This window comes from Nocardia sp. NPDC019395, from assembly GCF_040632335.1.
In the GTDB taxonomy this organism is placed as follows: Bacteria; Actinomycetota; Actinomycetes; order Mycobacteriales; family Mycobacteriaceae; genus Nocardia.
The window spans coordinates 264,794-284,823 of record NZ_JBEYBT010000006.1; the positions used below are offsets into that span (position 1 = coordinate 264,794).

Annotated in this window: 20 protein-coding genes and 1 tRNA gene; 13 read left to right on the forward strand and 8 right to left on the reverse strand. The window is 67.1% G+C overall.

Going from position 1 to position 20,030, the window contains the following annotated elements; all coding sequences use genetic code 11:
- The first annotated feature begins 12 nt into the window (after window positions 1–12).
- The 8 genes from ABZ827_RS18355 (at window position 13) to ABZ827_RS18390 (ending at window position 8,980) form a co-directional block, all read left to right on the forward strand.
- A complete protein-coding gene (locus ABZ827_RS18355; RefSeq protein WP_357237958.1) occupies window positions 13–1,305 on the forward strand; it encodes an MCE family protein in 1,293 nt (430 codons plus the stop codon).
- Window positions 1,302–2,327 carry an MCE family protein gene (locus tag ABZ827_RS18360; RefSeq protein WP_357237959.1) on the forward strand — a complete coding sequence of 342 codons (1,026 nt, stop codon included), beginning with the start codon at window positions 1,302–1,304 and terminating at the stop codon, window positions 2,325–2,327. The genes ABZ827_RS18355 and ABZ827_RS18360 overlap by 4 nt, the downstream gene beginning before the upstream one ends.
- Window positions 2,324–3,385 (forward strand): MCE family protein, encoded by a 1,062-nt coding sequence (locus ABZ827_RS18365; protein ID WP_357237960.1) that lies wholly within the window; start codon window positions 2,324–2,326, stop codon window positions 3,383–3,385. The genes ABZ827_RS18360 and ABZ827_RS18365 overlap by 4 nt, the downstream gene beginning before the upstream one ends.
- A 64-nt stretch (window positions 3,386–3,449) precedes the next feature.
- Window positions 3,450–4,760 carry an MCE family protein gene (locus tag ABZ827_RS18370; RefSeq protein ID WP_357237961.1) on the forward strand — a complete coding sequence of 437 codons (1,311 nt, stop codon included), beginning with the start codon at window positions 3,450–3,452 and terminating at the stop codon, window positions 4,758–4,760.
- On the forward strand, window positions 4,760–6,058 hold the full coding sequence (locus ABZ827_RS18375; RefSeq protein ID WP_357238012.1) for an MCE family protein: 1,299 nt from the start codon (window positions 4,760–4,762) through the stop codon (window positions 6,056–6,058). Before ABZ827_RS18370 ends, ABZ827_RS18375 begins: the two co-directional genes overlap by 1 nt.
- Entirely contained in the window at window positions 6,055–7,524 is a 1,470-nt protein-coding gene (locus tag ABZ827_RS18380; RefSeq protein ID WP_357237962.1) for an MlaD family protein, read from the forward strand. The genes ABZ827_RS18375 and ABZ827_RS18380 overlap by 4 nt, the downstream gene beginning before the upstream one ends.
- Window positions 7,521–8,408 (forward strand): hypothetical protein, encoded by an 888-nt coding sequence (locus tag ABZ827_RS18385; RefSeq protein ID WP_357237963.1) that lies wholly within the window; start codon window positions 7,521–7,523, stop codon window positions 8,406–8,408. The genes ABZ827_RS18380 and ABZ827_RS18385 overlap by 4 nt, the downstream gene beginning before the upstream one ends.
- Before the next feature lie 86 nt (window positions 8,409–8,494).
- Complete coding sequence (locus tag ABZ827_RS18390; RefSeq protein ID WP_357237964.1) at window positions 8,495–8,980, forward strand: h domain protein; 486 nt, start codon at window positions 8,495–8,497, stop codon at window positions 8,978–8,980.
- 5 nt (window positions 8,981–8,985) lie between these two features.
- On the opposite strand, the gene ABZ827_RS18395 is transcribed toward ABZ827_RS18390, so the two are convergent.
- The 4 genes from ABZ827_RS18395 to ABZ827_RS18410 form a co-directional block, all read right to left on the reverse strand.
- Window positions 8,986–9,390 (reverse strand): HNH endonuclease, encoded by a 405-nt coding sequence (locus ABZ827_RS18395; RefSeq protein WP_357237965.1) that lies wholly within the window; start codon window positions 9,388–9,390, stop codon window positions 8,986–8,988.
- Window positions 9,391–9,444: 54 nt separating this feature from the next.
- Window positions 9,445–9,517 (reverse strand) — tRNA-Thr (locus ABZ827_RS18400).
- Window positions 9,518–9,744: 227 nt separating this feature from the next.
- The gene (locus ABZ827_RS18405) at window positions 9,745–9,975 is read right to left on the reverse strand and encodes an MbtH family protein (protein ID WP_030522889.1); all 231 of its coding nucleotides are present in this window, start codon (window positions 9,973–9,975) and stop codon (window positions 9,745–9,747) included.
- A gap of 144 nt (window positions 9,976–10,119) precedes the next feature.
- On the reverse strand, window positions 10,120–10,953 hold the full coding sequence (locus tag ABZ827_RS18410) for an alpha/beta hydrolase (protein ID WP_357237966.1): 834 nt from the start codon (window positions 10,951–10,953) through the stop codon (window positions 10,120–10,122).
- 143 nt (window positions 10,954–11,096) lie between these two features.
- On the opposite strand from ABZ827_RS18410, the gene ABZ827_RS18415 reads away from it, so the two are divergent.
- From ABZ827_RS18415 to ABZ827_RS18430, 4 genes are all read left to right on the forward strand, one after another.
- Complete coding sequence (locus ABZ827_RS18415; RefSeq protein ID WP_357237967.1) at window positions 11,097–11,267, forward strand: hypothetical protein; 171 nt, start codon at window positions 11,097–11,099, stop codon at window positions 11,265–11,267.
- 106 nt (window positions 11,268–11,373) lie between these two features.
- Window positions 11,374–12,996 carry a trehalose-6-phosphate synthase gene (locus ABZ827_RS18420; protein WP_357238013.1) on the forward strand — a complete coding sequence of 541 codons (1,623 nt, stop codon included), beginning with the start codon at window positions 11,374–11,376 and terminating at the stop codon, window positions 12,994–12,996.
- Window positions 12,997–13,086: 90 nt separating this feature from the next.
- A complete protein-coding gene (locus ABZ827_RS18425) occupies window positions 13,087–13,812 on the forward strand; it encodes a response regulator transcription factor (RefSeq protein ID WP_357237968.1) in 726 nt (241 codons plus the stop codon).
- Entirely contained in the window at window positions 13,809–15,311 is a 1,503-nt protein-coding gene (locus ABZ827_RS18430; RefSeq protein ID WP_357237969.1) for a HAMP domain-containing sensor histidine kinase, read from the forward strand. The genes ABZ827_RS18425 and ABZ827_RS18430 overlap by 4 nt, the downstream gene beginning before the upstream one ends.
- A 1-nt stretch (window position 15,312) precedes the next feature.
- Here ABZ827_RS18430 and ABZ827_RS18435 read toward each other — a convergent pair whose 3' ends face one another.
- Together ABZ827_RS18435 and ABZ827_RS18440 are read right to left on the reverse strand one after the other, a co-directional pair.
- A complete protein-coding gene (locus ABZ827_RS18435; RefSeq protein ID WP_357237970.1) occupies window positions 15,313–15,738 on the reverse strand; it encodes an HIT family protein in 426 nt (141 codons plus the stop codon).
- Window positions 15,739–15,758: 20 nt separating this feature from the next.
- The gene (locus tag ABZ827_RS18440; RefSeq protein WP_357238014.1) at window positions 15,759–16,136 is read right to left on the reverse strand and encodes a PH domain-containing protein; all 378 of its coding nucleotides are present in this window, start codon (window positions 16,134–16,136) and stop codon (window positions 15,759–15,761) included.
- A 190-nt stretch (window positions 16,137–16,326) separates the two neighbouring features.
- On the opposite strand from ABZ827_RS18440, the gene purD reads away from it, so the two are divergent.
- Window positions 16,327–17,598 carry a phosphoribosylamine--glycine ligase gene (gene purD / locus ABZ827_RS18445; protein ID WP_357237971.1) on the forward strand — a complete coding sequence of 424 codons (1,272 nt, stop codon included), beginning with the start codon at window positions 16,327–16,329 and terminating at the stop codon, window positions 17,596–17,598.
- A gap of 52 nt (window positions 17,599–17,650) precedes the next feature.
- Here purD and ABZ827_RS18450 read toward each other — a convergent pair whose 3' ends face one another.
- Both ABZ827_RS18450 and ABZ827_RS18455 read right to left on the reverse strand, forming a co-directional pair.
- On the reverse strand, window positions 17,651–18,211 hold the full coding sequence (locus ABZ827_RS18450) for a transglycosylase SLT domain-containing protein (protein ID WP_357237972.1): 561 nt from the start codon (window positions 18,209–18,211) through the stop codon (window positions 17,651–17,653).
- 417 nt (window positions 18,212–18,628) lie between these two features.
- Window positions 18,629–19,693: a M23 family metallopeptidase gene (locus tag ABZ827_RS18455; RefSeq protein ID WP_357237973.1), complete on the reverse strand. Its 1,065-nt coding sequence runs from the start codon at window positions 19,691–19,693 to the stop codon at window positions 18,629–18,631.
- Window positions 19,694–20,030 lie beyond the last annotated feature (337 nt).

Below are 20,030 nucleotides of genomic sequence, written 5' to 3' on the forward strand. Positions count from 1 at the left end.
ATGACGGAGATGATGCGAGCTGACAGGAAACGGCTACGGGGACAGCCCGGGACGAACGGAACCGCGGGTGGGTCGTCCCGCGGTGACGACGATCCCTGGGCTCCGCTGCGGCCGACGAGCAAATGGGTCGCAGCGCGGGAAAAGTACGGGCTCAAGCTGGCCGGCACGGTTATGGTGCTCGCCGCGGTGGCGGCCGTGGCCGTCTCGATGACGATGTTTTTCGGTGGTTTCACGCCGACCGTCACAGTCACTCTCGCCGCGCCGCGTAGCGGCCTGGTGCTCGATCCGGACGCCAAGGTCAAGGTGCGCGGGGTGCAGATCGGCCGGGTCGCCGGGGTGGACCGCACCGACGACGGCGCCGACCTGCGCCTGGCCCTGGACCCCGATATGTTGCACCTGGTCCCGGCGAATGCCACCGTCGATATCCGGTCCACCACGGTGTTCGGTGCGAAGTACATCAACTTCGTGATCCCGCAGGAGCCCGAATCGCAATCGCTGCAACCCGGCGCCCGGCTCGCCACCGATAAGGTGACCGTCGAGTTCAACACCCTGTTCCAGCATCTCAGCGATGTCCTGGCCGATGTGGAGCCGGAAAAGCTCAGCGCCACCCTGACCGCGCTGGGCACGGCCCTCCAGGGTCGTGGCGAATCGCTCGGTCAGCTTCTGGTCAACGGTGACGCCTACCTGCGCGAGATCAACCCGACGCTGCCGACCCTGCAGCGTGACCTCGGCACCACCGCGGCTGTGGGCAATCTGTACGCCGACGTTTCCCCCGACCTGCTGCGCACCGTCGACAACGCCACGGTCAGCAGCCGGACCATCAGCGAATCCGAATCGGACGTCGACTCACTGCTGGCCAACCTCACCGGCCTCGCCGATACCACCGGCGCGGTACTGCACGAGAACGAGGCACAGATCGGCACCGCCCTCGACCTGCTGCGTCCCACCGGGGAACTGCTCAACCAGTACAGGGACTCGCTGTTCTGCCTGATCGGCGGTTCCGCCAAGGCGCTGCCGCTGGGCGAGCAGGTCTTCGGCGGCGGACAGGAGGGCGTGGCCCTGAACACCGGTTTCATGTATGGGATCCAGCCCTACACCTATCCGAACGACCTGCCGAAGGTCGCCGCGACAGGCGGACCGCGATGCGGCGGGCTACTGGACCGAGTGCCGGACAGCCATTCCGACTACGTCGTCACCGATACCGCCGAGGGCCACCCCTACACGCCCTCGACCAAGTTGAACCTGAACGCGCCCAAGGTCTTCCAGGTACTGTTCGCCGGACTCCCGGGGGTGAGTCAGCCGTGAAAAACACCGCCACGACAATCAAACTCGCCATCTTCACTTTGGTGATGACCCTGGTCTTCGCCGGGCTGGCGATCGTCTTCTCGCAGATGCGTTTCTCCAGCGAGAACAGTTACAACGCCGTCTTCACCAGTGCGTCGGGAATGCTGCCCGGTGACAAGGTACGGATCGCCGGGGTACCGGTCGGCTCGATCGCCTCGGTGAAGGTCGACGACGAGTATCACGCCCACGTCGAATTCGATCTCGACAGCAAATACCAGGTGCTCACCAGCACCAAGGCCACGGTGCGCTACGAGAACCTGGTCGGCGACCGCTATCTGGAACTGCTCGAGGGGCCCGGTGATGCCACTGCCCTGCACGAAGGTGGCACCATCGGCCTGGACAAGACAGCTCCGGCACTGGACCTGGATATGCTGCTCGGCGGTTTCAAACCGCTGCTGCGCGGACTGAACCCGGACCAGGTCAACGATCTGACCAACGCGCTGCTGCAGATCTTCCAAGGGCAGGGCGGCACGCTCGTCGAATTGCTGAACAGCAGCGGGTCGTTCACCAAAACCCTCGCCGACCGGGACGCGCTCATCGGCAGCGTTATCAACAATCTGAACTCGGTGCTGAAAACCATCGACGACCGCGGCGACCAGTTCGCCACCACGATCGACGAACTGCGCCGGCTGGTGAGCGGTCTGGCCGCGGATCGCGACCCGATCGGCGCCGCGCTGCCGCGTATCGCCGACGCGACGGTCGCGACCAACGATCTGCTGGCGCAGGCACGACCCGATCTGGCGGCGACCATCGCCCAGACCGGTCGCCTGGCCACCAACCTCGACAACGGTTCGGACACCGTGCAGTGGGTGCTGGACAAACTGCCGGAGACCTATCGGAAACTGATCCGCATCGGTTCCTACGGTTCGTTCCTACAGCTGTACGTCTGCGGGACGAACATGCTGGTCGACGGTCCGGACGGGAAGCCGCTGCTGGTCGAGCTGCCCGGTGAGCAAACGACCGGAAGGTGTGCCCGCGAATGAAAGAGCAATCGCGTGCGGTGACCATCGGCATCGTCGGCCTGGTGCTGGCGGTCGCGGTGGCACTGTCGGCGCTGCAGTTCGAACGGCTGCCGTTCATCCGCGGCGGCGCGACCTTCACCGCGTACTTCGCCGATGCCGGGGGACTGGTGACCGGCGACGATGTGGAGGTCGCCGGGGTCAAATCGGGCAAGGTCGAGGATGTGAGCCTGGACGGCGCGCAGGTGCTGGTCCGGTTCAGCCTGACCGAGTCCATCGTTCTCGGGGACAAGACCTCCGCGGCGATCAAGACCAACACCGTCCTCGGCCGCAAATCGCTGTCCGTGACCCCGGACGGTCCCGGGGCGCTGAAGGTCACCGACACCATTCCGCTCACCCGCACCACCTCGCCGTATTCGCTGAACGAGGCGCTCGGTGATCTCGCCGGTACGGTCGGCGATCTGGATCTGCCGAAGGTGAACCAGACGCTGGACGAACTGTCGGCCGCCTTCGCCGACACTCCGGCGCCGCTGCGTTCGGCACTGGACGGGGTAACCGCGCTCTCGCGCACCATCAATGCCCGCGACCAGGCACTGTCGGATCTGCTCGCCCGCGCGCAGAACGTCACCAAGATCCTGTCCGACCGCGCCGATTCGATCAACGCGCTGCTGGTGGACGGAAACCAGCTGCTCGGCGAACTGGATCGCCGGCGGACCGCGATCAGCCAGATGATCGTCTACGTCAATTCGCTCGCCCAGCAGCTGTCCGGGCTGGTTCACGATAACGAAGCGCAGCTCAAACCGGCGCTGGACAAACTCAATTCGGTGCTCGACCTGCTACAGCGCAACCGGGACAACATCACCGGCGCGCTCGACGGCCTGGGCCCGTTCGCCGCGGCGCTCGGTGAACAGGTCGGCAGCGGGCCGTACTTCAACGCCTACGTCGTCAACGCCAGCAGCGAGACACTGCATCCGCTGGTGGACGCGCTGGTCTGGCCGCAGCATCTACCCGAATCGCTGCGCGCCTATCTGCTCGAGCCCGGTCCCAAGATCGGCCCGTCCGCACAGGAGCCGCCGCGATGATGAGAAACCTCCGTCAACGCTTCGGCTTCCGCGGACCGCATGAACCTGCTCCGAGGAGAAGCCGATGAAAACTCTGCGGGACAAGGTCCGCGCCGTACCCCGCAAGTGGGTGACGATTGTTGCCGGGGTGCTGGTGGTCGCGCTGGTGGCCGTCGGCGGTTACGCGGCGTACAACCGGCTCACCAAGCATGAGATCACCGCCTATTTCACTTCCACCAGTGGCCTTTACGCCGGCGACGATGTGCGGGTCCTGGGTGTGCCCATCGGCAAGATCGACTCCATCGAGCCCGGTAAGGACCAGGCGAAGGTGACGATGACGGTCGACGGCAGCGTCGATCTGCCCGCCGACTCGCGGGCCGTGATCATCGCGCCGTCACTGGTCGCGGCACGGTTCATCCAGATCGCCCCCGCCTACACCGGCGGAGACAAACTGAGCGACGGCGCCGAGATCCCGCTCGAGCGCACCGCCGTCCCGGTGGAGTGGGACGACATCAAAACCGAGCTCAACAAACTGTCCACCGCGCTCGGCCCGGTCGGCGACGACCCGCAGGGCTCCTTCGGCCGCTTCGTGGATACCGCCGCGAACAACCTCGACGGAAACGGCGACGCGTTCCGCACCACCCTGCACGAACTCTCGGCAACGCTGACCACACTCTCCGACGGCCGCACCGACCTGTTCGGCACCATCCGCAATCTGCAGAAGTTCGTGGACGTGCTGTCCAAGAGCAACGATCAGATCGTGGAATTCGGCGGCCGGCTGTCCTCGGTGTCCGGGGTTCTGGCCGGAGTGTCACAGGATCTGGGCGCGGGTCTGGACAACCTGGACCTGGCGCTGGCCGATGTGCACCGATTCCTGGACGGCAGCGGAACCGAACTCACCGAGGGCGTGCAGCGGCTCGCCGACGTGACCCAGATCCTGGTCGACAAACGGCCGGAACTGGAACAGGCGCTGCATTCCGGGCCGACCGCGCTGGTGAACTTCTATCAGATCTACAAACCCGCCCAGGGCACGCTGACCGGCGCCATCTCGCTGAACAACTTCGCCGACCCGGTGAGCTTCATGTGCGGTTCGGTACGAGCGCTGGAACAGCATGAATCCGATACCAGCGCCGACCTGTGCGCGCAGTATCTGGCCCCGGTGCTCAGCTCCCTGGCGATGAACTATCTACCGATCATGACCAACCCCGCGACCGGGGTGACCGCATTCCCGAATCAGCTGGAGTACACCACCCCGGACCTGGCCGGGAAGGTGGATCCGCAGAAAGTGGGGCCGCCGGCGGCGCCCGCGCCCGCACCCATATCGGTTCCGGCCGGTGTCGCGGGACTGGCGATCCCGGGTATTTCGCTGCCCGGAATGCCCGGAGGAGGACGATGATGCGCCGGCTCGAGCTGCGGGCGCCGGGTATCCGGCCGAAATCCCGGACCCCGGGTACCCGGCGGCGCCGGGGCGTGGCCCTCGCTGTCGGGATCGCGCTGGCCCTGCCGATCACCGGTTGCCAATACGACGGGCTCAATTCGTTGCCGATGCCCGGTACCGAGGGCACCGGCGACGGCTCGTACGAGGTGAAGATCCAGATGCCGAATGTCACGACGCTGACCCGGAATTCGCCGGTGCGTGTCGATGATGTCGCGGTCGGGGCGGTCACCGATATCGAGGTCGAGGACTGGCACGCACTGGTGACGGTCTCGCTGAATCCCGGTGTGGTGCTCCCCGCGAACGCGACCGCCAAGATCGGTCAGACGAGCTTGCTGGGCAGCAATCACGTAGAACTCGCCCCGCCGGCCGATATCCCGCCGCAGGGACGGCTCGCCGAGGGGGATGTGATCCCGCTCGACCGGGCCGGGGTCTACCCGACCACTGAGCAGGTCCTGTCCTCGCTGTCCGTGGTGCTCAACGGCGGCGGTATCTCCCAGTTGGAGAACATCACCCGTGAACTCAATACGGCCCTGGTCGGCAACGAGGACGAGGTCCGCGACCTGATTCCGCAGATGAACGATCTGATCGGCAATCTGAACGCGCAACGCGACGACATCATCGCCGCGATGAGCGGATTGGACCGGGTCTCCGGGCAATTCGTCGAACAGACCGATGTGGTGGAAGCGGCGATCGAGGAGATCCATCCCGCGCTGACCGTCCTGGCCGATCGCCGGCAGAACATCACCACCACCATCACCAAACTCGGTGATCTCAGTGATGTGGTGAACCGGTTGATCACCGCGAGCGGCGACGATCTGAAGGCGAACCTGGCGAATCTCGCGCCGGTGCTGCAGACGCTGGCCGATACCGGCGCCGACCTCACCGAATCGCTGAAGATCATCGCGACCTTCCCGTTCCCGCTGAAGAACCTGGACAACGCGATCAAGGGCGACTACCTGAACCTGTTCATGACCTTGGATCTCACCGGTAAACGGCTGGATTCGAACTTCCTCACCGGTACCGGTCTGGGCGGCATGTTCGGCGGTGTGGAACTCGCTCTCGGTCAGGCGGCCGGGGCCGGCGGCCAGCAGGGCAACCCGCTGGCGACGCCGCTGGCGCCGCCGCCCGGTACGCAGCCGCCCGGCGATCAGCCGCAACCGACTATTCCCGGGCTGCCGCCGATTCCCGGCCTGCCCGCCATCCCCGGGCTGACCGTGCCACTGCCCGGCCAGCCGCAAGGGGGCGAGGGCCGGTGACGCTCACCCGATTCGTACGAACCCAGCTCATCATCTTCTCCATCCTCACGGTGGTCGGCCTGACCGTCATGGGCGGTACCTATGTGGGCGTGCCGGCGATGCTGGGTATCGGCCGCTACGAGGTCACCTTGGAACTCGCCGCCACCGGCGGGCTCTACCAGAACGCCAACGTCGCCTATCGCGGCACCAATGTCGGTGTGGTCAACGAGGTCCGGCTCACCAGTGAGGGGGTCGTAGCGAAACTGTCGGTCGACAGCGACTACAAGATCCCCGCCGATTCCACCGCGCTCGTACGCAGTGTCTCGGCGATCGGTGAGCAGTACGTCGACCTGGTGCCGCCGGAGGATCCCGGCGACGCGAACCTCTACGACGGCAGCGTGATCCCGGTGGATCGCACCCAATTGCCACAAGACGTCGGCGCGCTACTGGATCAGGCAGACCGGCTGCTGGCGAGTGTCGCCGATACCCGGCTGCGTCAGGTGATCGACGAGGCGTTCCGGGCGTTCAACGGTGCCGGACCGGATCTGCAGCGGTTCATCGACTCCGCGTCGCTTCTCGTGCAGGAGGCCAACGACAATGTCGAGCCGACCAAACAGCTGATCGAACAGATCGGCCCGCTGCTCGACACCCAGGTGAACTCCGATGCCGCGATCCGCTCGTGGACCCGTGACCTGGCGACAGTCACCGACACATTGCGCGCCCACGACCCGGCGCTGCGCAGTATCCTGGCCAACGGCCCGGCCGCGATGGACCGGGTGACCCGGCAGTTCGAGGACCTGCGACCGACCCTGCCGCTGCTGCTGAACAACCTGGTGAGCCTGGGTCAGGTCGGCGTCACCTACCACGCAGGTCTGGAACAGATCCTGGTCGTCTACCCGCCGCTGATCGCCGCGCTGCTCACCGCGGTGCGTGGGCCCATGGAGTACGGCGCACTGGTCGACTTCATGACCGTGCTCAACGACCCCCCGCCGTGCACCACCGGCTTCCTGCCGCCCGATCAGCGCCGCAGCCCGACCGAAACCGAACCCCTCCCCACCCCCGAGGGTCTGTACTGCAAGGTTCCGCAGGACGACAAGACCGCTGTACGCGGTATCCGCAATACGCCGTGTATGGAATATCCCGGCCGGCGGGCACCGACTCCCGAACTGTGCCGCACGGGATACGTTCCGCTGGGGACGAATCCGCCGTTCGGGCCTCCCCAGCCGGTGGCCCCCACCGAACCGCCGGCGCCCGGCGTCGCACCGGCCGCCGCGCCCGACACGGGGCCCGGGGTTGCGGGAGTACCCCCGGCACCTGCTAGTTTCTCGGGCGCAAGTACCCCCGCCGCCGCTCTCTCGTACGATCCGGCCTCCGGGGTCTATACCGGCACCGACGGTCGTAGCTACCGTCAGGGCGATATCCAACCCGGCGGATCAGGCGCCGTACCCGCGGATTGGCAGGCAATGTTCGAGGAGCAGCAACGATGAGCGAGACCAAGGACCCCCGCCGTACCCGCAGGCGGTCGAGCCGGACTGCGGGTCCGCCGGTCGAGGGCGCGACCGAGCAGGTCGAATCCGGTACCGCGGCGAGCGCCGAGACCGAGAAGCTCACCGCCGCCGAGGTCGGATCCACACCCGCCGCGCGGACGGATGCCGACGCTGCGAGCACTGCCGAAACCACCGTCGGTGGCGCGGGTGAAGCATCCGAGGACAGCGCCGAGGCCGCCGAGACGACTGTCCGGCTCGGAAAGCCCGACGCCCAACCGGAGGGTTCCGGCGATAAGGAATCCGAAGTACCCGCGGCTGCCGTCGTAGCGCTCGAGAAGGACGAATCCGGTTCCGCCGACCCCGATAGCGAGCCGGGGGAGAAGACCCGGTCCGGGCGCTCCTGGAAACGGATCCTCGCGGTCGCCGCCGCCGCTGTTCTGGTGATCGGATTGGTCGCCGCCGCGGTGGTCTCGACGATCGCCGTCCAGTCCACCGAACAGCGGGACGAACGCCGGGCCGAATATGTCGCGACCGCGCGGCAGACGGTTCTCAACCTGACCACCATCCGGGCCGATACGGCCAAAGAGGATATCGACCGGATCCTCACTATGGCCTCCGGCGAATTCAAGACCGAGTTCGACGGCCGGATCGATCCGTTCACCGAAATCGTCAAACAGGCCAAGGTCGTCTCCACCGGCGAGGTGGTCGAGGCCGCGGTGGAGCGGGACGACGAGAAGTCCGCGGTCATCCTGGTCGCCGCCAAGCAGACCCTCACCAACGCCGGGGCCGAAGGCGAACAGCAGCGGTTCTACCGGTTCCGGGTGACCGTCCAGCGTGCGGACGACGGCACCCAGACCGCCTCCGACGTCAAGTTCGTGCCATGAGCGAGTCACGTAACCAGAAAGGATCCTTGCTCACGCCGGATGAAAACAGCGTGACCGAGGAAAAGCGTTCCGCCGAGAGGACCGGCATGAAATTGCGAAACAAGATCCTGCTGGGCCTGACCGCGGTGGTGGTCGTCGCGGCCGCTGTCGTCGCCGGAATCGGCGGCTACCGCTACTGGGACTACCGCCAAGCCGAACAGTCGCGCACCGACGCCGTCGACGCCGCGAGCCGCACGGTATCGGCCATGTTCAGCTACGACCACCAGACGGTGGAAAAGGAACTGCCCAAGGCGGCGGACAGCCTGGCCCCCGATTTCAAGGCCGACTATCTCAAGCTCATCGACCAGGCGATCGTGCCCGGTGCCAAGGAGAAGGAACTGACGGTCAAGGCCACCACGCAGGCCGGCGGAGTGGTCTCCGCGGACCGCGCGCACGCCGTGGTGCTGCTGTTCCTGAACCAGGTGACCACCAGCAAGGACAGCCCGCAGGGCAACACCTCCGGTAGCCGGGTCCGGGTGGCCGTGGACAAATCCGACGACCAGTGGCTCGTCGCCTCCGTCACCCCGATCTGAATCGGCTAGTAGGACTGGCCGCGCGCGTACCGTGCGCGACGCAGGTATCGTCCGTTGCCACGGTTGCGGCTCTTATAGGTCGGTAGCTGGGAGTCACAGTTCGGGCAGATCAGCCGCAGGTTCTCACGCCGATTATCGGTCGACTCCCCGTTCACGTGGTCGAGTACGAAGCTGAGCGGCGCTCCGCACCATTCGTTGCCGATCATGCATATGGCGCAGCGGTCTTCCTGGGCCCGGGCGAGATAGTCACGGATGTAGTGGCCCTGGTAACTGCCTACGTCGGCCTCGCCCGTGGCGAGCCAGTGCCGGGTCTTCTCCTGACGCTGCGCGGCTTGCTGACATCTCGTTGCGCAATACAGCTTCTGGCTGCGTTTCACCAGCAGCGCGGAGCATCCTCGGCACCGTCTCATAGCGCGAAAACTAGTCCGGCCCACCGACATGTCGGTGGGCCGGACCAAATCAAGAGCCGCCTGGGGGACTCGAACCCCCAACCTACGCATTACAAGTGCGTTGCGCTGCCAGTTGCGCCAAGGCGGCGGAGTGGCTCGAAAATCGAGTCACTCGGCTGCCGATCATACGGGGCCGCTACCGGGTTCGCGAAACGGATTCGCCATCACCATATGCCGAACCGGGTATCCCGACGCCGTGGCCACGGCCGGGCCGGAAAAGCGCAAGCCCGGCCGTCGAGCTCGAACCCTTCTCGCGCGGCACCCGAACTGGTGTCGCACAGGGCGGAGATGCGTCGGCCGGACCGCGGGGCGAAGCTACTTACGGGCCGCTTCGTCGGCCGCCATGGCGTCGCGCAGGCTCTTGGGCCGCATATCGGTCCAGTTCTGCTCCACGTACTCCACGCAGGCGGCGCGGCTGTCCTCACCGAAGACCACCCGCCAGCCGGCCGGGACCTCGGCGAACGCCGGCCACAGGGAGTGCTGTTCTTCGTCGTTGACCAGAACGAAGAAGCGGCCGTCCTCGTCGTCGAACGGGTTGGTGCTCATTTCACCTCACAGGGGTGCTCGCGCGTATATGTACGGATCTGTCCGGGTTCGGCACGGCCGGCGCGGGCTGCCCCGCGGCTGCCGTGTCACGAACCCAACGATGTGTCGACCCTAGCAAGGCCGGCGTTAACTGTGGGTCTCCCCTCAGGAGGCGAAGAACTCCAGGAGGATCTTGTTCACTGTATCCGGTCGCTCCAGGTAGCCGTAATGGCCCGCGTCCGGAACTTCCTGGTAGCGCGCGCCCGGGATGGCCTCGGCGACCTCACGGGACAGGTACGGCGGGATCATCCGGTCGTCGGCGAAGCCCACGGCAAGGCATGGCACCCGGATACCGCGGTAGGCCTGCACTCGATCGAAGTCGTGATCCATCCGGCGCTGGGCGCGGATACCCGGCGTCACCGGACCGCCGGTGAACTCGAACAGGTCCAGCCAGTCCCGTGCCGCGTGCGGATCGGCCATCGTGGCGGGCGAGAGATTCATCACCGCGGTGAGCGCGGCATCGTATTTCGGCGGCAGCTTCACCCCCTGTGCGTCGATTTCGTGCTCACCCAGCGAGAGGGTCTTCTGGAACTGGTCCAGCCTGCCGTGCCCGGCCAGGAACACGGCCTTACGCACCAGGTCGGGACGGGCCAATGCGAGTTCCTGGGCCACCCGGGCACCCATCGAGGTGCCGGCGACCAGGGCCGGGCCCTCGTCCAGGAACTCGATCAGGCCGGCCGTATCGGCCACCATCTCCTGGATGGTCATCCCGTCGGCGGCCTCGTAGGAGGGTGCGATACCCCGGTTGTCGAAGGTGCAGACCCGGTAACCGGCGGATACCAGCGCGGGGACCTGATGTAGCTGCCACACCCGCCCGGGGCTGCCGGTCCCCATGATCAGCACCACGAGCGGACCGCCGCCCTTCACATCTGTGCCCTTGGAACGGTCTCCCTTGATCTGATAGTTGAGCGATATTCCGTTCACCGTGGCCAACGGCATGCTGACGGCCCCTTCCTCATCGTTTCCGCTGCCCACGGTATAGCCACACAGGTGCCGTTGTGTTACCGCGGCCGCAGCAACCGTGTGGCGGGGCAGATACCATTGACATTTCACATACCAGCGCACCTGCCGGGAGGATTGAGATGGCCACGAAGAGCAGCGCCAACGGTATCGCCGACGACGAACTGGAGCCCCTCGCCGACGAGACCGCTCGTCAGGCGCAGCGAGTCGTGGCCGCCTACGCCGCTGATGCCGACGAATGCCGGATGCTTCTGTCGATGCTCGGTATCGGCCCGGGTGGTCGCACCGAGTAAAAGCACCGCCGGCGCCAACGGCGACGTCCGCGGATCCACACAACTACATGGCGTGAGCGAGATAAACGGCGTACAGCGCCGCGCAAAGGATGCGTGAGTGGACCAGATGACCGATCAGCCGTCCAGCGATTCCACCCCTCGGGATGAAACCGGCGTATCCACGGGCCTGCCCGGTGACCGTAACGGTTCCGGGCCGGTCGCCGGTCCGATAGATCCACCGGAGGCAGTTCCCGAACCGGTGGACGCCGAACCGCTGCGCGAGCGCGGGGCCGGTTCGGGTTTCGTGGTCGTGGCCAACCGGCTACCCGTGGATCTGGAGAAACTCCCGGACGGGAGCACTCGCTGGAAACGCAGTCCGGGTGGTCTGGTCACCGCGCTGGAACCTGTCCTGCGGGCCAACCGAGGGGCCTGGGTGGGATGGGCCGGCGTTCCCGATGTCGACGTGGATCCGATCGTCGAGGACGGGCTGGAACTGCATCCGGTGCCGCTGTCGGCGGCAGAGGTGACCGACTATTACGAAGGCTTCTCCAACGCCACACTGTGGCCGCTGTACCACGATGTGATCGTCCGGCCGGTCTACCACCGCGCCTGGTGGTCGGCCTATGTGCAGGTGAACCGGCGTTTCGCCGAAGAGACCGCGAAGGTCGCCGCGGAGGGTGCGACGGTCTGGGTCCAGGACTACCAACTGCAGTTGGTGCCGAAGATGCTTCGGATGCTGCGCCCCGACCTCACCATCGGCTTCTTCCTGCACATCCCGTTCCCGCCGGTCGAGCTGTTCATGCAGATGCCGTGGCGCACCGAGATCGTGGAGGGTCTGCTGGGCGCGGACCTCATCGGTTTCCACCTGCCGGGCGGCGCCCAGAATTTCTTGTACCTGGCCCGGCGGCTGGCCGGCCAGCCCACATCGAGGGGCACCGTCGGGGTGCGTTCGAAGATGGGCGTGGTGCAGGTCGGCTTCCGGACCGTCCGGGTGGGCGCCTTCCCGATCTCCATCGACTCCGCCGGGTTGGACGAGCATTCGCGGCGCCGCTCGGTGAAGGAGCGGGCCGCCCAGATCCGCGCCGAACTGGGCAGCCCGAAGAAGATCCTGCTCGGGGTGGACCGGCTCGATTACACCAAGGGCATCGATATCAGGCTCAACGCCCTGGAAGAACTACTGGACGAGGGCCGCGTCGATCCCGCCGATACGGTCATGGTGCAGCTGGCGACCCCGAGCCGGGAGCGGGTGGAAAGCTATATCCAGATGCGCGGCGATATCGAACGGCAGGTCGGCCGCATCAACGGGGAATTCGCCCGGGTCGGCTACCCCGTGGTCCACTATCTGCACCGCCCGATCGCCCGCGAGGAACTCATCGCCTTCTTCGTCGCCGCCGACGTCATGCTCGTGACCCCGCTGCGCGACGGTATGAACCTGGTCGCCAAGGAATACGTGGCCTGCCACAGCGGCCTCAACGGCACCCTCGTACTCAGCGAGTTCACCGGCGCTGCCGCCGAACTACGCCAGTCCTATCTGTGCAACCCGCACGACCTGGACAGCGTCAAGGACGCTGTGGTCTCGGCGCTCACCGACGACCGCGAAACCCGCCGCCGCCGTATGCGCGCCCTCCGCCGCCAGGTCCTGGCCCACGATGTCGACCGCTGGGCCCGCGCCTTCCTCGACGCCCTCGCCAAGGGCCAGGTCGCCGGCAAAGCCCTGATGGCCGACGCAGACCAGGAGTATCCCGGGTAATCGGTGCTGCGTTTCCGGCACGCCACCCCGCACAGCGTGTTCACAGGGAGTACGCAGGTATGTACCAGCGGGTTGGTTCAGGATGGGGTCATGAGTGGTGCGCCGGATGCAGCGCCCGAGGCCCGGGTGCTCGTGGTCGATGACGAGGCCATGATCGTCGAATTGCTGACCGTGAGCCTGCGGTTCCAGGGGTTCGAGGTCGCTGCCGCGGCCGATGGGGCCCAGGCGCTCGATGTGGCTCGGGCGTTCCGGCCGGATGCACTGATCGTCGATGTGATGATGCCCGGAATGGACGGGTTCGGGTTGCTGCGCCGGTTGCGGGCCGACGGGATCGACGCCCCCGTGCTGTTCCTGACCGCCCGTGACGATGTGCAGGACAAAGTCACCGGTCTGACCTTGGGAGCCGACGACTACGTCACCAAACCGTTCAGCTTGGAAGAGGTGGTGGCCCGGTTGCGGGTGATCCTGCGGCGTGCGGGTGGTGCCGCGCCCGAGCGGGAGCGGTCGCGGATCCGATTCGCCGATATCGAGTTGGACGATGACACCCATGAGGTTTTCAAGGCCGGTGAGCCCGTATCGCTGTCGCCGACCGAATTCACCCTGCTGCGGTACTTCATGGTGAACGCGGGAACCGTGCTCAGCAAACCGCGGATCCTGGACCATGTGTGGCGCTACGACTTCGGCGGTGAGGTCGGGGTTGTGGAAACTTACGTCTCCTACCTGCGTAAGAAGGTCGATACCGGACCGGAGCGGTTGATCCATACCTTGCGCGGGGTCGGGTACGTCATGCGTGAATCGCGCGCGGGCCGGTCGTGAGTACCGATGTCGCGCCGGTCGAGGAGGAGCTGCCCGCGGGGCTGACCGGCCGGGTCGCGGCGATTCCGCTGCGGGTGACGCTGGTGCTGGCGCTGGTCGCGCTGGCCGCCGCGGGGTTGCTGGCCTCCGGGGTGGCGGTGACCTCTGCCCTGCGTACCGCGCTTATCGATCGGGTGGATCAGCAACTCGACGAGGCGGCGCACACCTGGGCCCGGCCCGGCGGTCCTCGGCCGCCGGTGCCGCTGCCGGGGGAGCCGGGGCGGGAACGCCCGCCGGTGCGGTTCTACACACAGGTGCAGGACGCCAACGGCAGGATGTACCTGCAGGACGATCGCAACGGCGCACCCGATCTGCCCGATGATCTCCGGCCCGGCACGTTCACCACCGGGTCGACCGGGGGTGATTCCGGTGAGTGGCGGGTCCGCTACACCGAGAACTCGGAGGGCACCAGCCTGGTCGCCCTGCGACTGGACGAGACACAAGCGATCGTCGAGCGGTTGGTGCTGCTGCAACTTGTGATCGGCGCGGTGGTGCTGCTGGCGCTCGCGGTGGCCGCGTATTTCGTGATCCGGCGCAGTCTGCGCCGGCTGGAGCAGGTCGAGGAGACCGCCGCCGATATCGCGGCCGGGGATCTGCATCGCCGGGTGCCGATGCGCCCGACGAACACCGAGGTGGATCGGCTGGCCCGGTCGCTGAACACCATGCTCGCGCAGATCCAGCGCGGTTTCGCGGCCACCGAGGCCTCGGAGGAGGCTGCCCGGCGGTCGGAAGAGAAGATGCGCCGGTTCGTCGCGGACGCGAGCCATGAACTGCGTACCCCGCTGACGTCGATCAAGGGTTTCGCGGAGCTGTACCGGCAGGGCGCCACCGGTGATACCGATATGCTGCTCGACCGCATCGAACGGGAGTCGAAACGGATGGGTCTGCTGGTCGAGGACCTGTTGATGCTCGCCCGGCTGGACGCCGAACGGCCGGTGGAGTACGCGCCGGTCGATCTGCTGTCGCTGGCCAGCGATGCTGTGCACAGTGCCCGCGCCATGGCCGCGGCAGAGGGCGGCGGCAACCCGCGGCGATCGATCGATCTGCAGGTGCGGCCCGGCACCGGCACCGCCGAGGTCCCGGGGGACGCGGCCCGGCTACGGCAGGTGCTGGCGAATCTGCTGAACAACGCGCTCGCGCACACCCCGCCGGAGGCCGCGGTAACGGTCGGGCTCACGCCCGGCCCGGACGATGTGCTGCTCGAGGTCACCGATACCGGCCCGGGTATGTCACCCGAACAGGCCGAGCGGGTGTTCGAACGGTTCTATCGTGCCGATGATTCACGTAGCCGCGGCAGCGGCGGGTCCGGACTGGGTCTATCGATTGTGCAGGCGCTGGTCGCGGCGCACGGCGGCACGGTGGCGGTGCGAAGCGAACTGGGTAGAGGCACCACTTTCACCGTCCGGCTGCCGCGGTCTCGGCCGGCGGCCGCCGAACCGCCGCCGGGCGAGAGCCGGTGAGTCAGGCGGGGACGTTCGCGCCGTAACCGAGATCGCGCAGTGCCTGTTTGATCCTGGTCTGGGCGTCGTCCATCGATTCGGGGGCCGGGTTCGGGTCGGCGCCGGAGATATCGAAGTTGCCCATGGTGAAGGCGGGGAAGACATGTACGTGGAGGTGCGGGACCTCGAGCCCGGCGATCAACAGCCCGGCGCGGGGGGCGTCCCAGGCCGACTTCACGGCCTGCCCGATCTTCTGCGCCACGCCGTTGAGACGGGCGAAGGTCTCGGGCTCGATGTCCTGCCACTGGTCGATTTCTTTGCGGGGCACCACGAGGGTGTGGCCGGGGGTTACGGGCGCGATGGTGAGGAAGCCGACGAATTCGTCGTCTTCCCAGACGAACCGGCCCGGGAGGTCCCCGGCGATGATCGCACTGAAAACAGAAGCCATGGGGTGAGCATATTGGGCGGTTATGCGGATACGAAGTGGGAGAGGATGCCCTGGACTTCGTAGATGTCGACCTGGCGGTTGAACTTTTTCTGGAGGGGGGTGTCGCTGCCGGAGATCCACAGCACCAGTTCCGCGTCCAGGTCGAAGGTGCCGGCGGTTTCGACCGCGAAATGGGTGATGGCACGGTACGGGATGCTGTGGTAGCTCACCTTGCGGCCGGACAGTCCCTGTTTGTCGACGAGAATGAGGCGGCGGTTGGTGAACAGCATGGCGTCGCGGACCAGGATGTAGGCCGAATAGATCTGTTCTCCGTTGCCGAGCAGCCGCTGGTATTCCTGTTGGGCGCGGGCCGGTTCGATCTGCCCGGCATTGCCCATGATTCCGTCCATCAGACCCATGACGTCCATCCTCCCGTGCGCGCAGCGGTGGCCATCGGTGCGCGAGTTCTCCACCCGCTGCGGGTGTTTCACCACCATCATCCACAAGTTGGCGGCGTTCGGCCGCGGTCGGTGTGAACCCGCTGGTACCGGGCGGGCCGGGGTGAGCCTGGCCCGGTGGACGGCGAACGGGCCCCTATAAGCTGTCCGGGTGCGAGTACTCGTCATCGGTTCCGGAGCCCGTGAACACGCCCTCGTCCTTGCGCTGCGCCGTGACCCGGCGGTGAGTGCCGTCGTCGCGGCACCGGGGAACGCCGGTATCGCGCAGCACGCCCAGGTGCGGCCGGTGGATGCCGGGTCCGCCGAGGCGGTGGTCGCGCTGGCGCGGGAGGCGGCCGCCGATCTGGTGGTCATCGGACCCGAGGTGCCGTTGGTCCTGGGGGTGGCGGACGCGGTGCGCGCGGCGGGGATCGCGTGTTTCGGTCCGTCGGCCGCGGCGGCCCGGATCGAGGGTTCGAAAGCGTTCGCCAAGGATGTGATGGCCGCGGCCGAGGTCCGCACAGCGCACAGTGAGGTGGTGGACAGTCCCGCCGAACTGGACGCGGCGCTGGACCGGTTCGGCCCGACCTGGGTGGTGAAGGACGACGGGCTGGCCGCGGGTAAGGGCGTGGTGGTCACCGCCGACCGGCTGGCCGCCCGCGACCATGCCGCCGAACTGCTCGAACAGGGGCATCCGGTGCTGTTGGAATCCTTCCTGGACGGACCGGAGGTATCACTGTTCTGCCTGGTCGACGGGGAAACCGTGGTTCCGCTGCTGCCGGCCCAGGACCATAAGCGGGTGGGGGACGGGGACACCGGGTCGAATACCGGCGGTATGGGCGCTTATACGCCGTTGCCGTGGCTGCCCGAAGACATGGTGCGGCAGATCGTCGACGAGGTCGTGACCCCGGTGGCGGCCGAACTGGTGCGGCGCGGGAACCCGTTCAGCGGTCTGCTGTACGCCGGGCTGGCGATCGGCGCGGCCGGACCGGCGGTGGTGGAGTTCAACTGCCGGTTCGGCGATCCGGAGACCCAGGCGGTGCTGTCACTGCTGGAGAGCCCGCTCGGTGAACTGTTGTACGCCACCGCGACCGGTAGCTTGGCCGATGTTCCCGCGCTGCGCTGGCGCAGTGGGGCGGCGGTCACGGTGGTGCTGGCCGCCGAGAATTATCCGGGACGGCCGCGGACCGGTGATGTGATCACCGGCGCGAGTGACGGGGCCACCGACGACGCCTCGACCGTCCTTCATGCCGGGACGGCATTGCGCGAGGACAACGCGCTGGTATCCGCGGGTGGCCGGGTGCTCAGTGTCGTCGGTACCGGTGCGGATCTGGCCGCGGCCCGGGGGGCCGCCTACGACAGGCTGGCCGGAATCAAACTGACCGGTGGCCACTACCGAACCGATATCGGTCTGGCCGCGGTCGAGGGGCGGATAGAGCTCTGAGCGGTATCCGGGTGCGAGGCGTCGCGCAGCGCACCCGGATACCGCCCGGCGGTCAGTACGCGCCGAAGACGTTGTCGATGGAGCCGTAGCGGGCGGCAGCATAGTTGCAGGCCGCGGCGATATTGGCCACCGGATCGTAGATATCCCACGATGTGCCGTCCACGTGGTAGCGGGTGAAGGTGGGGTCGATGACCTGCATGAGCCCCTTCGAGGGGATACCGGCCGCGGCGTTGGAGTCCCAGGTGTTGATCGCGCGCGGATTACCGCCGGATTCCCGCATGGCGTTGCGGTGGATGCCTTCGTAGCTGGCCGGGATGCCGCGCTGTCCGAGGATCTGCAGGGCGTTGTGGATCCAGCCGTCCAAGTTGTCAGCGTAGGCCGGCGGCAGGAATTGCGGCAGCGGCTGGGGCAGCGGCTGGATGAACTGCTGCAACTGCTCCTGCTGCGGTTGCGGCAGTTGCTGCTGCCACTGGCGGGCCTGCTGTTGCAGTTGCTGTGCGGGGTCCTGCATCTCCGCGGGCACTCCGGCGATCGGGGCGTCGGCGTATGCCTGTGCGGGGACCGCGAGGGCGGCGGCGGCAACGGCTACGGGCAACAGTTTTCGTAAACGCATGAGGGGCTCCGGCAGCGCGGGATCACCACGCCGCCTGTGATCACTGTCGCGGGCGGCGTCGTTGCGCTGTTTCTTTTGTGGCATGGATTGTGGAATCTGGAGATTCAGTTGTCCGCGGCCAGTGACGCGGTGCGCCCCACGCCGTTCCTGAGGCGGTGGCGTGGGCTTCGCCGTCGCGGCGGAACATTCCGATGAATGCGATTCCGGGCGACATCACGGACTTGCGGTCCGTTGTCTGGCGAATCACAGAATGGTTGCGAAACATGAACAAAAGGTGAACTGGCAGCAAACGTACAGTTCTATTCTGCTGAGAGAAATCGCTGGAACAGGTATTTCTGCGGGATCGATCACACTGAGCCGTTACCCGCGCGGTCACGAGATCCGGCTACCGGATATTTGCCCGATGCGGCGGCGAGGTCAGCCGTAGGAGAGTCCGTGCAGGGCCAGCCAGCGCTGGGGGTCGACGTGACGGCCGTCCATGATGATCTCGAAATGCAGATGCGGTCCCGTGGAGTCGCCGCGGTTGCCCATCCGGGCGATCTGCATACCGGCGGGCACCCGCTCGCCGACGGAGACGAAGAAGTCGTACATATGGCCGTAGACCGAGATGGTGCCGTCGTCGTGCCGGATCCGGACCCACAGGCCGAAACCCGAGGCAGGGCCGGCGTCGATAACCGTACCGGCGGCGACAGCGTAGATCGGCGACCCGATCGGCCCGGCGATATCGATACCGGCGTGGAATGTGCCCCATCGGCCGCCGAAACCTGAAGTGAAAGTGCCGGGGGCCGGAAGAACGTATCCGCCGAGGCCGGGTGGTATGGCGCCGGGCGGGATGACTCCGCCTTCGGGGGCGGGCAGGCTGTTGATCCAGGGCTGCGCTTGTCCCGCCGTCACGGCCGCCGCCTCCGCTTTTGCGCGCTCCAGGGTCGTGCGGGCGGCCGCGGCGACCACGGCCTGTTCGCGGAGTTGCTCGCCGTTCTCGATGGCATCGAGATAGCGGCGGACCGAGGGTACCGGCGTGGACATCTGCAGCGGGTAGGCCACCGCGACACGGTGTGCGATGCCCGGGGCAGGGGGTTGTTCGGTGACCAGGATGCCCGCGGTCGCGTCGCCGGTGGCCAGCAACAGGGTGAGTGCCAGTCCGCCGAGGAGGAGTCGGTGCCGGCGGGCGGTATCGGCGATGTCCCGGGCGGATGGTCGGCGGGCGATGAGTTCGGCGAGTTCGGCCCGGGTCGGGCTGTGGTCGCGCAGTTCGCCGAGTTGCCGGCTCGTCCACCGGTGTGCGGCGGCCAGCCGTTGCCGGGGAGTAGGACGGGCCGCCCGGGCTCGTGCGCCGCGTTCCCGCCAGCCTGGGGCGATAACCGGGCCACCGCCGCTGGCCGCCGCGCGCCGGAAAAGTATCCGCGGGTCGGCGGGAGCCTCTTCCGGATCGCCGGCGTTCTCGGGTGATGAGATTTCGGCCGGGGCCGAGCCGGATCCCATTTGCGGCACGGTCGGTTCACCCGGACGGTGCTCATCCGAGTCGATGTACCGGTCCCGAGTGTCCGGCTCGGGAGTCGTTGTCCTCAGGCCGACGGGCTCGGACATCTCGCGCGATATGGCCGAGGGGGAATGAGTGACCTGCCGTTCTCGCGTTGCGATCGGCTCTGCCGGGGCTCGCCCACGACCGCGGATTGCCGTCGATATCGGGCGTAACGCCCGGTTCCAGCGACGGCGCAAGGACCCGGGACCGCTACCGGAAGCGGTGGATCCGGGCTCGGAGGGTGGCGGGCCGGTGGCCGGCCGGCTGGCCTTGTCGAGCATCAGTGCAGACCATAGC

What these genes read in the sequence shown, in the direction of transcription:
- ABZ827_RS18440 (WP_357238014.1), bottom strand. Translation starts at nt 16,136, where the DNA reads ATGGGTCTGATGGACGGAATCATGGGCAATGCCGGGCAGATCGAACCG.
- ABZ827_RS18375 (WP_357238012.1), top strand. Translation starts at nt 4,760, where the DNA reads ATGCGCCGGCTCGAGCTGCGGGCGCCGGGTATCCGGCCGAAATCCCGG.
- ABZ827_RS18450 (WP_357237972.1), bottom strand. Translation starts at nt 18,211, where the DNA reads ATGCGTTTACGAAAACTGTTGCCCGTAGCCGTTGCCGCCGCCGCCCTC.
- ABZ827_RS18415 (WP_357237967.1), top strand. Translation starts at nt 11,097, where the DNA reads ATGGCCACGAAGAGCAGCGCCAACGGTATCGCCGACGACGAACTGGAG.
- ABZ827_RS18365 (WP_357237960.1), top strand. Translation starts at nt 2,324, where the DNA reads ATGAAAGAGCAATCGCGTGCGGTGACCATCGGCATCGTCGGCCTGGTG.
- ABZ827_RS18455 (WP_357237973.1), bottom strand. Translation starts at nt 19,693, where the DNA reads ATGGGATCCGGCTCGGCCCCGGCCGAAATCTCATCACCCGAGAACGCC.
- ABZ827_RS18410 (WP_357237966.1), bottom strand. Translation starts at nt 10,953, where the DNA reads ATGCCGTTGGCCACGGTGAACGGAATATCGCTCAACTATCAGATCAAG.
- ABZ827_RS18385 (WP_357237963.1), top strand. Translation starts at nt 7,521, where the DNA reads ATGAGCGAGACCAAGGACCCCCGCCGTACCCGCAGGCGGTCGAGCCGG.
- ABZ827_RS18420 (WP_357238013.1), top strand. Translation starts at nt 11,374, where the DNA reads ATGACCGATCAGCCGTCCAGCGATTCCACCCCTCGGGATGAAACCGGC.
- ABZ827_RS18425 (WP_357237968.1), top strand. Translation starts at nt 13,087, where the DNA reads ATGAGTGGTGCGCCGGATGCAGCGCCCGAGGCCCGGGTGCTCGTGGTC.
- ABZ827_RS18435 (WP_357237970.1), bottom strand. Translation starts at nt 15,738, where the DNA reads ATGGCTTCTGTTTTCAGTGCGATCATCGCCGGGGACCTCCCGGGCCGG.
- ABZ827_RS18355 (WP_357237958.1), top strand. Translation starts at nt 13, where the DNA reads ATGCGAGCTGACAGGAAACGGCTACGGGGACAGCCCGGGACGAACGGA.
- ABZ827_RS18395 (WP_357237965.1), bottom strand. Translation starts at nt 9,390, where the DNA reads ATGAGACGGTGCCGAGGATGCTCCGCGCTGCTGGTGAAACGCAGCCAG.
- ABZ827_RS18405 (WP_030522889.1), bottom strand. Translation starts at nt 9,975, where the DNA reads ATGAGCACCAACCCGTTCGACGACGAGGACGGCCGCTTCTTCGTTCTG.
- ABZ827_RS18370 (WP_357237961.1), top strand. Translation starts at nt 3,450, where the DNA reads ATGAAAACTCTGCGGGACAAGGTCCGCGCCGTACCCCGCAAGTGGGTG.
- ABZ827_RS18390 (WP_357237964.1), top strand. Translation starts at nt 8,495, where the DNA reads ATGAAATTGCGAAACAAGATCCTGCTGGGCCTGACCGCGGTGGTGGTC.